The following is a 9648-nucleotide window of genomic DNA, read 5'->3' as shown; positions in this document are numbered from 1 at the left end:
TTCATTCATTCATTCATTCATAAGTTAGTTGTTTACTGATAACTGTTCACTGTTTTTACTGGTATTGTTATTCCCACTATTTTAAACTGCTTACCTAAGACAAAATTTACTAGTTTCTGACCGCTCACTAAGATTATTTTGTCGGAGCGACGAATCAATTGTTTTGATAACTGTCCAGTTATGCCAGTATGCACGAAGAATCCACCATTAGCTCCTTCTCCTTCAATACAGCATACGAAATCTTTGATGTGTTTTGGGCTAATGTAATCAGCATAACGCTTAACCTGGATTACATAAAGCTTTCCCAAAATCAACACGCGACCATCTATCCCGCCGTCACCGGTGTACCGAAAGTTGCGTTGAATTTGCCACCCCTGTTCAAAGCAGCAAGTGAGTACCAATTCCTCAAAAACGTAGGGTGATATCCTACGCAGTGTGGCGATTACTACTGGCAATTTGGCTAATTGAGTTCTGCTACGAAGCTCAAGTAATACTTGACTAGCGTACTCAATATTATTCAAGTGTTTTTTAAGCTTTTTAGGTAATCTAACCCTTGGTGTTCGCGCTGGGATTGGTAGTAATTGCTTCTTAAAATTTTTAGCTAAGAAAGCCTTTTGGGTTGCTACTGAGCTTTGTCGTACAGGCTTGTTAAAGTTTTTAGCTAATACCAATTTAATATGAAGCTGCATAGAAAAGAGCTTCGAGAATAAAGTTATAAGAAGAGATAGATATTACCTGCTCAAGTGTAAGTTGATTAAATATTTCTTGGATGCGATCGCGTAAATTCTGTAAAGAAGAGAAAAGCTGATTTTTGAGTGGTTTCTTGAGGAGCTGCCAAAGCCTTTCAATGGGATTGAGTTCAGGGGCTGAAGGTGGTTGAAACAGAGGAATAATATTTTCTGGCCAACGAATTGCTGAACTTGTATGAGCAGGTGCTTGGTCAACCTGTAAAATAGCGTAATCCCCACCTAATTGTTGAGATAGCCAGTCCAAAAACTGTTGAAAACACTCGCCATTCAGTTTTGGATATTCATAAAGAAAATGATCTCCAGTCAATGGTTCAATTGCACCATAAATCCAAAAATTTTCCCGTGGCCATTTCACCTCAACAGTAGGCTTAACTCCAGAGGCAGTAATCACTTTTCCTGTAAGAGTTTTCAGTCCCACCCTCGTTTCATCCTGGCACAGGTAGCGAACACACTTGCCGGGTGCTAGATGTTTTTCTAGACAATTCAGAATGATACCGAGTTTTTTTTAAACTCAGATACTAACTTTTCATCCTGCTTATGGCTTTGAGGACGTGGTACTTTTAGTTTTGCCCCTAATCGATATCGAACCAATGCATAAACCGTTGCATACTCGATATCAAGCCCCTGCTCTTGCTTTAACCACTCTACTATTGCACCATAGCTACTAAAGCCTTTTCCTGTTTTTAACTCCTCTTCAAGTGCCGTGATCGCTCCTTCAGGAATTTTCCGTTTTGCTCCCGGAGCTTTTTTTATTTTCAATAATTCATCTAGCCCACCCGATCTATATTTTTGTAACCATCTTGTCACCGTTGATGTATCTTTAGCCAAGCGTTTTCCAATATCTTGCTGCTCCTTGGCCTGCCCGCTTTTTATCCACCACAGCATAATAAGTTTTTCTTTCTGGTTCCCTAAATTAGCTGTTTGTAGGCGTTTTTTAAGTTCTTCTTCGCTCTCTGCGATTTCAATCTCAAAAGGGCGGCTCATGGTTCTTTTAATTTATCGAGTTTGTTTTCTCTATTATATGCAGCTTCATATTAAATTGGTATCACATGGATATTTATCTGCTAAGGCTGCTATCTGAGGTGGAAGTTTTGCAATTTCTCGTCTGTCATGATCATTAAGTGAGTAAAAATCGCGTGACGACATGGTATTTATCCTGAATATTTGTGATGACCGATAGCGCCGGCGGCAAGCGAGTCCACGTACTCCTACGGAGAAGCAAGCTACGCGCAGCGTCTGGTAGAGAGCGTCTTGTCTTTAATTTTGAATTAATAATTTTGAATTTTGAATTCCCCATTCGCACAGCGTCTCGCAGAGAAGGGGTTGACTATTAAGGGCAGGAAATTTCACTTTAAATCAGACTTGCATATTCTGATAATTGCTCTTGATTTTCTATCAAAGGCAACAATTTTAATGCCTCTGCTCGACGAATTCTCATTTCTTCATCTGCTGGAGTTAAGAGAGTAGACTTTTTAGATAAAAACTTTTGAAACTCGTACCAAGCTTTCACACTGTCAGTTTCAGATTGGATTTCATGCTGAGGAATCTTAATTGATTGCAAGATTGGCAAACTTATTTGACCACGAGAACGGAAACCTGGACTAATAATTACTGCTTTCCCCGATGGTAAAGTGTTAAATTGATTGACATCAAATAATTTTCGGGTACTGTTTTGGTCAGAATTAGAAATGCTTGCACCACCCTTGCCTCCTGATGAGCGAGAACGTTGCTTGTATTTAATTTCCTCTTCACCTAAAAACTTACTAAAGCGTTCGGCAGCTACATCATCTTGGGGGTTAAAGAATGCTTTGGTAGCACAACCACCAAATATTGCATTAGTTGTGTTTTCACCATAGGATTCAATCAGCATTGAGAGATTTTGTAATCCCAGTATTGATACCAATCCATCTTCCCGATTCTGATTCAGCCAATCAACCAGTGCTGGTAAATATAATGTGGGTAATTCATCAATCCCCAACACCAAAGGACAAGTACGTTTGTTAGCCACATTCCGGCTAACTAATAGATGCAGAATCGAGACAAGCAAGGGTGCGATTACATCACGCTTCTCTTTGTTCATCCCGAATACCACCATCTGCCGCCCCTTCAAATCCAAAGGAATATTGGTTTTTCCACAGAACGCTGCTAATGCCGAGGGAACCATGAAGCGGCTGAACAATCCGCTAGCTGTACCCACAATACTAGCTGCTGTTTCTGGCGACCCTGCAACAGATACAAACTGTGCGAAAGCCTCTCTAACCATGAAATTCAGATTTTCTGCTTGCTCAATGCGCTTAACTAACTTTGGCAACCCCAGGATTGCTTGGCACATCATGATATCTGGGTACTCCGTTCCTTTCGCCAGCATGAAAACAGCTTGCACCAACTGATCTCCAGCATTGGTAAAGAAGTTATTTCCAGAATTCTTTTCTCCAAGTTGAAAGTTGCGGTTGAGTGTAATCGCCAACTGTCGCGCCATTTCCGAGTCTTCATTATTACGAAGAAAGTCTATGGGGTTGGCAACCGCAGATTCCGCAAAACCTGGAGCTAATACAGTAACTTCATAACCTCGCAAAGCGGCATATCCTGCCAGTATTGGGGCTTGTCCCTTAGATGTAGATGTAGCTGATTCTTGCTCACTATACTTAAAATCATAAAGTACCAAGGGAAATCCCTGATCTATTGCCGAACGAATCATCGGATTAATCATTGAAAATGACTTTCCGCTCCCTGGCCCACCACAAACTAAAATACCCCGTTGCGCTTCTGGGAAGTAAAGGGTTGTTGAATCTTCAGGGATACTCGTTTTCCTGATTCCATTAATAACCTCGCTCGTTGTATTCTTGGGAGTGCCAACATATAGAGATACCCGATTGTGCAAGCGTAGCTGAATTTGCTTACACGCTAATTGACGAGCGGCTTTTTTCTCCACCGCGCCGCCCCACCGTGCGGTCGCTAACTTGGCAATACCTCCCCTACTATCGATGATTTTGGCGATTACAATCACCGCGCCACAAGCGAGTACCCCTAAACCTGCGGGGGAAAATAGCGCCGATTCAAGTCCTGGGGGAATAAATTGATTTGGCTTAACAATAGTCTTAGGAGTCCCTGTCATCGTCCCGTCCCCACGATAACCAAATCATTCTCACTCACGGGCAACCAGGGAACTGGCCCAATGAAGTAAGGGGTGCAAGTTTTCTGCTGAAATGGCGGTCGCGCACAGATCCTAAAGAATAAGCCAAAGTCGGCAGTCCCAAGGGATTCATTAACTCCAGTTAGCGCCACTTTGAACCCACTACCATACACTAGCCGCCCTGTTGGTTCCTTCCCACCGTTAACGGCTGCTAGGAACCCATAACCGCCCTTAACTTGCTGAGATGAGCCAGATGCCCAGCGCTTGCCATATAAGCCGCCCTGACTGCCAGCAAAATCCCCTATCTCTAAGTATGAGCATTCAATGCCTGGAGGACAGGCGACTGTTAAAGTGCGGTCGCCTCTGACAACGCTGCCAGAAACAAAGTAATCATTCCCAGCCCTTCTGTCGCCCTTTTCTGCCGTACCAAGTACAACAGATGCGATACCCACAACACCAATGCCAGAGCTAATAGGCTGAGGCATTTTATCAAAGGGCACTTGACTTAATTTAGGAATTTGATTGACATAAGCTTGCTGCCATGATTTAAACTTTCCTAATTGAGTTTTGTCCAACCCAGGAATTGAATCAAGCGAATATTTGCTTAGGTCAATCTTATCTAGTGTCAGGTTTGCGACTTGAGGATTTGAGGCTATGGCTTGAGAAATAGTGCTGCTACCCAGTCCAGCACCATTCTTAGAAAATAGATCAGCTAATGGGGGAACTTCTGATAGGCTCAAATTGCTTAATTCAGGCATTGCTTTAACTAATGTTTTTGGCGTTTGCCATTGCATTAATCCAAAGTCTTTGAGGGTGGGTTTGGTGGTTGTGGCTGTAGTGGACAAAGCCACCGTGTCAATAGCCTTTAAGCTCAAGTCCGACATCTTAAAAGCATCATCCGCGTCGCCCAACATCACAACAGAGTCTACTTTTTGCCCTGCTGTCCACGAGCGCGAGGGGTCGTAGCCAAAAGTCGAAATCAGGTTTTTAGGTATCTTTAAAAATCCTGGCTGTTGAACGGGTGGCAAAGTATCCCATGTGATTTTTGACCAGTCGGGGGCAGCCGTTTTGTATTTGCCCTGCGAATAATTAATTGTTGGTGTCTGTGCGACTGAGGCGGAAAGCGGAACTAGAGAAGCTATTGCAGCCAGTAGAAAAGGCTTAAGTTTCATGATTTTTGTTAAAGTAATCGGGACATTGTTCTTGATTGGAGCCGCGTGGATGTACCGTGCATATTAGGATTTCTTGGTCGTATTGTCGCCCATGAAAATAGGCACAACTCTCGCATCCACTTTTGTCTTGCTGTAGCTCTACTAGTTCGCCAAGTGAACTTGGCGGGGTAAAGGGGAAGGGGGAAGGGGGAAAGGTTTCAAATCCCTTACCCCTTTCCCTTTCCCCTTTCCCCAGTCCTCACTTAGCATTTTTGGGTTGGCAGACTACTACGTTTCCTGTTGCTGCTAACAGCTTTTTGGATTTTCTGTACTGGTTTATTTGCAATACAGTTAAGGTTGCAAAGGGCATGGGTAACAGCCATTTTAAGTAGGTTGTTGCAGGACTAAGCTAAGTCTTATCCACAGCCAAAAGAGTAGTCAAAAGCAGCAAATAGCCGATTGGTGGAAACATCCATAACTCACCTTCACACCTACACAAATCCAGAAAATCCCCTAATTCTTGGCGAATAGATTTAGAAAAATTGTTCACAACTGCCCCCATTGGAGTAATTGATTAAAAATGGTTTTATCGACCTGAGAAAGCGAAATTGCCTCATCTCTTGTCTTGCCACGCCGTAATAGTTTGATAGCATCTTGCACCTTGTTCCATGTGGTAGATCCGGGTTTAACTTGACCTTTGCGCCCAGCTTCTGCTAGCCCAAAAGCGAGAGCATTAGCATCGTTTCTCTGAATCGCACCATTTAGCGTAGTCCCAGGATTGGGGCGTAAAACAGCAACAGGCTGAGGCTTTTGAACTGTTATTGTTTGTGGTGGCGGCGAGGGCTGCGGGAAGTCTGGCGGCGCTGATTGCGGTTTTTCAACTGTTAGCGGTTGCGGCGTTCGCGGACGCGTAATTGGCAATGGACGCTCCGAATCCGATTTAATCACCAAGCTTGTATAGGCTGGGTTGCCAGTAGCAGGGACTATCTTAAATTGATAAAGATTATCATTGGTAAGTACTGTAATTTGAGTGCTTCCATTGCTACTAGAGGTAACAGGGAAGTTGATCGGGTCAATCTGGCGAAGGAAAATTACAGTCGCTTTACCTCCTGTGCAGTCAGAATCGTTGCCTGATGACTGGCATAAAGCACCATTTGAAGTAAAGGCGAAGCGACTTGGATCGCCGATCCAAACTTGCTTGATAGTTTCCCCTGTAGACATCAAATTAATAGTTAGCCCGTAGCCCTTCCACACCTTTAATTCGATGGCATTGGAGTTTGCGTCGTTCTGGTAAACCGTTCGGGCAGTTATCGCCGTTGCTTTTGCCGCGCTAGTTAAGATTAAAAATGCTGCAATAATAGTGGTTTTCTTTAACATTTATATCCTCAGTTACCGTAACGTTATTGTGACTAGAGCGATATTGTTTGATTAACGAATATTTGCACTGGCTTACCAACATCGATCACAAATACTTCTTCTCTACCACTTAACTGTTGAGAACGGGCGACATTTGAACTTTTGATATTATCGAGAACACTATTAAATGCACCCTCTCCAAAAGCGGCGGATAGGTCTTTTTGATCGTTGGTAGTGGAGCTAGTAGAGAAGCCATTAGAGTTACTGCTGACTTGAGTTATGGGGCGATTCTGTACTTCGGCAGCTTTGGCGACTCCCGCAACAATAGCAGAGATGAAATTGTTGCCCAGATTACTGCCTCTGCGAGACTCTGCTTTTAAGAAACCACCATCCTTGGCCATTATCAGAACGGCATTTTCTGGCAGTTGCTTTTCTTGCGTATCGCCGTTTATATTGACCAACACTGAAACACCGCGCAGTTTGGCGAAACCCGAACCATTGGACTCTGCTAGTTGAACAACCAGATAAGCGCCCACGGGTAGTACGTCCCTACCATCTGAGGCTTTTAAGGGTTTTGTTAGTTTCACCAAGTAATTCTGGTTGCCAGCGTCACCAGTGCCCCAAGCGATCGGCGTTTCTAGCCTCCCCTCTGCAGTGCTGCCAACAATTACGCGTTTTGCGTTGTAATTAATGGTAGTGTTCTGGGCCACTTGTGTAGCTCCTCCCGTACCTCCTTCAATTCCATTAGTCTTGATGGGTTTCTCGCTTTCTGATTCATCTCCTGAACTCCTGAAACTGCCAACGTTTGCAGCGATAAGCCATTGCTGAGTGGGGTCTTTGGTGGGGACGTTGGTTGCAGCCGTTGGGAACGCCAAAGGAGATTGTCTGCTCGGCTGGGCAATTTTGGGCTGGGGCTGGGGTTGCGATACTCTAGCCTGGGGGAAAGTGAAGGGCGCTGTCGGCTGACTGGCGACTGGGTAAGAACGTTGTCGGCGCTGCACTGGTTGCATCGGAGGGGTAACGGGTGCGATTGGGGCTGGGGCTAAGGTTGCGCTAGGAGTAGGCGTTGGGCTAGGCAAGCGATCGCGAATCTGCTTTAACTCGTAATTTTGGCTAGTCAGGGCAAGCGCTGTTTTATCCTTGCCCGTCTCATTTTCCGGCTCTGCTAGGGGCGTTTGCTCTTCTTTGGGCGGTTGCACAATGCCCTTGGAAAATTTCAGCACATTCATTGAATTGCCTAGCATTGCCCCAACAATCGTCACGAAGAGAAGGCAAATCAGGGCAACAACGCCCATTTTTAAGAGTGGAGATTGCGAGACTGTTCGAGCAGTAACAATTTCTTCTGGGGCGGGGTTCTCGGAGGGTTGAATTGAATCATTAGCGTGAGAAGTTTTAGCGCCGTTCATGGCGGCAAAATCTTGCTCTTCTATCTCAATAGTTGCCTCTGACAAAGCTGACTGGGTGTTCTTTTTCATAAATCTAAATCTTGGATTTTGTAAATTTCCAACCCCGCTTTGCGAACACGAGAGGCCGTTTCTTGAACATCGGACGCAAATCTAGGCAGGGCAGCCGTATCAATCGCCCTGACAAATACAGTTTTGTTAAAAGCCATGGGCTTACCAACTAAATTGCTGCCTTGGAAAACAACAATCTCTGCAACCATATCTACTTTCCATTGCCCATCCTTAATCCGAGTCGGCTGACTGATTAGGCTGACTTTTAGGATTGATTGCGTAGACCCATTAAAGACATCGGGCGGCGTAAGATTACTTATCTCTTCAAGGAATGGTGCGCGAAAATCTTCTGACAACGCAAAACCTGAAGCCCATGCACTAGTAGTAATCTTGGCTTTTGATGTCGATATCCCCGGATCTAATTTTAATTGTTTGGTGGGGTCTATCTTGTAATCATCGCTTGGCTTTGGTAGAGCATTCCAACTTAAAAGTCCGGTCATTGTCTGCCCGACAAAATACGTAATAGCTTGCGGTGATCGCTCAAGGCTACCTATAGGAATAACTCTGATAGATTCGCCGTCAGACAATTCTACCAAGGTCGAAGCTTTCGTTTTAGAAAACGTTGCTATCCGAGCAAAATTGACAATTTCTATGAATAATAAGAGCGTTAATAAAATAGCATTGACTATTAAGAAAATTGGGGTAAAGTTTAGCTCTTTTCTCTCTAATAATTTCATCTCCTTAACCCCACCGAGAATTTAACCCCACTAGTGAAAGCTGAAAATACAGCCATTCCGCCACCAGTACCTATGGCTACCGCGAGTAATGGCGAAAAGATGGCTTGTAAAAGTTGCAATAGCAAAGGATTGCTGGAAGGCTTAGAGACTATCGCGCTGGCAATAATACCTACAGTTATGGAGTAGGAAATTAGAACCAGTGTTAGCCCTAACCAGCCAGCCAACCAAGCATAAATAGGCTTGCTTTGGAAAGGCAGCAAAGATACAACTAGGAAGATTGGGGCAGCGAATGCAATCATTAAGAATGACAGTTGGACAATGTATTGAAAAGCTGCTGATAGTCCACTGAGAATTACGTAAACAAAACCTTGGATTGCGCTATTGATTAGTTCGCCACTAAGGTCTAATGGGTTCCAACTTCCGACTCCAGAACCCGCGCCAGTCTTTTCTCTAGCTTTCTGCGCGTCTTTTCGTGTATTCTCCACAGCCTGTTTGATACAAGCTTGTTTCTCGCTCAATTCTTCACCTTCCTTCTTTTCGTTGTTGAGCTTTTCGCACTTAGCTAAGGCTATCTGTGCGGCTAAGACAAAGCTTTGGTCAGCATTAACATTCCTTATGGCATCTCTCAGGTTTACCCCATTTCTCGTAATATTTAAAATGCTCCTGTTTAGTCCGGTCGATACGTTTTTTAATGCGACTGTTGTATTGGCGAGAAGGAACCCATTATTACTAAGCATTACAATTACTACTAATGGCAAAACCATCTCGGATATGAAATCAAAACCAAACCCTTCTTCTGCATACTTCCTGTACCAGCCAAATGATGCAAAGCCAATCATCACAACAGCCGCGAGGGTAGAAACAGCGACGACAGCCGTATAAATTGGGCTTGTTCCAGATGCTAATTCTAGCCAATCATTCTCAAACGATTTATAGATTAGGTCTGCGCCTGAGATAGCGCCTTCGACTATTTCGCCTGAATTCGTAGTGCCCGTATCTTCTCCAGCTTTTTGCCCTGTCGTTTGGGCAAAAAGAATAACTAAGAACGTTATCATTTGAGTTATCGTA

10 protein-coding genes are annotated in these 9648 nt (G+C 44.0%); all 10 read right to left on the bottom strand.

The genetic code is table 11. The annotated features are described in order from the left end of the window. Positions 1 to 32 precede the first annotated feature (32 nt). On the bottom strand, positions 33 to 689 hold the full coding sequence (locus GJB62_RS32305) for a restriction endonuclease (protein ID WP_245246300.1): 657 nt from the start codon (positions 687 to 689) through the stop codon (positions 33 to 35). Further along, positions 673 to 1167: an IS630 family transposase gene (locus GJB62_RS32300; protein WP_245246029.1), complete on the bottom strand. Its 495-nt coding sequence runs from the start codon at positions 1165 to 1167 to the stop codon at positions 673 to 675. The genes GJB62_RS32305 and GJB62_RS32300 overlap by 17 nt, the downstream gene beginning before the upstream one ends. A gap of 65 nt (positions 1168 to 1232) precedes the next feature. Then, positions 1233 to 1733, bottom strand: a complete 501-nt coding sequence (locus GJB62_RS32295) for a helix-turn-helix domain-containing protein (protein ID WP_114081708.1) — start codon at positions 1731 to 1733, stop codon at positions 1233 to 1235. A gap of 367 nt (positions 1734 to 2100) precedes the next feature. Next, entirely contained in the window at positions 2101 to 3864 is a 1764-nt protein-coding gene (locus GJB62_RS32290; RefSeq protein WP_114085036.1) for a TraM recognition domain-containing protein, read from the bottom strand. Beyond that, on the bottom strand, positions 3861 to 5054 hold the full coding sequence (locus GJB62_RS32285) for a hypothetical protein (RefSeq protein ID WP_114085037.1): 1194 nt from the start codon (positions 5052 to 5054) through the stop codon (positions 3861 to 3863). Before GJB62_RS32285 ends, GJB62_RS32290 begins: the two co-directional genes overlap by 4 nt. 388 nt (positions 5055 to 5442) lie before the next feature. Next, positions 5443 to 5583: a hypothetical protein gene (locus GJB62_RS32280; RefSeq protein ID WP_159402645.1), complete on the bottom strand. Its 141-nt coding sequence runs from the start codon at positions 5581 to 5583 to the stop codon at positions 5443 to 5445. Further along, the gene (locus tag GJB62_RS32275) at positions 5580 to 6410 is read right to left on the bottom strand and encodes a hypothetical protein (RefSeq protein ID WP_114085038.1); all 831 of its coding nucleotides are present in this window, start codon (positions 6408 to 6410) and stop codon (positions 5580 to 5582) included. The genes GJB62_RS32280 and GJB62_RS32275 overlap by 4 nt, the downstream gene beginning before the upstream one ends. A gap of 32 nt (positions 6411 to 6442) precedes the next feature. Beyond that, entirely contained in the window at positions 6443 to 7864 is a 1422-nt protein-coding gene (locus GJB62_RS32270) for a hypothetical protein (RefSeq protein WP_114085039.1), read from the bottom strand. Further along, a complete protein-coding gene (locus GJB62_RS32265; protein WP_114085040.1) occupies positions 7861 to 8580 on the bottom strand; it encodes a hypothetical protein in 720 nt (239 codons plus the stop codon). The genes GJB62_RS32270 and GJB62_RS32265 overlap by 4 nt, the downstream gene beginning before the upstream one ends. Then, the gene (locus GJB62_RS32260) at positions 8577 to 9635 is read right to left on the bottom strand and encodes a hypothetical protein (RefSeq protein ID WP_114085041.1); all 1059 of its coding nucleotides are present in this window, start codon (positions 9633 to 9635) and stop codon (positions 8577 to 8579) included. The genes GJB62_RS32265 and GJB62_RS32260 overlap by 4 nt, the downstream gene beginning before the upstream one ends. Positions 9636 to 9648: the final 13 nt, after the last annotated feature.

It is taken from the genome of Nostoc sp. ATCC 53789, from assembly GCF_009873495.1.
In the GTDB taxonomy this organism is placed as follows: domain Bacteria; phylum Cyanobacteriota; class Cyanobacteriia; order Cyanobacteriales; family Nostocaceae; genus Nostoc; species Nostoc muscorum_A.
Note: the sequence above shows the minus strand (reverse complement) of the source record. Positions and strands in the feature narration are given on the sequence as shown.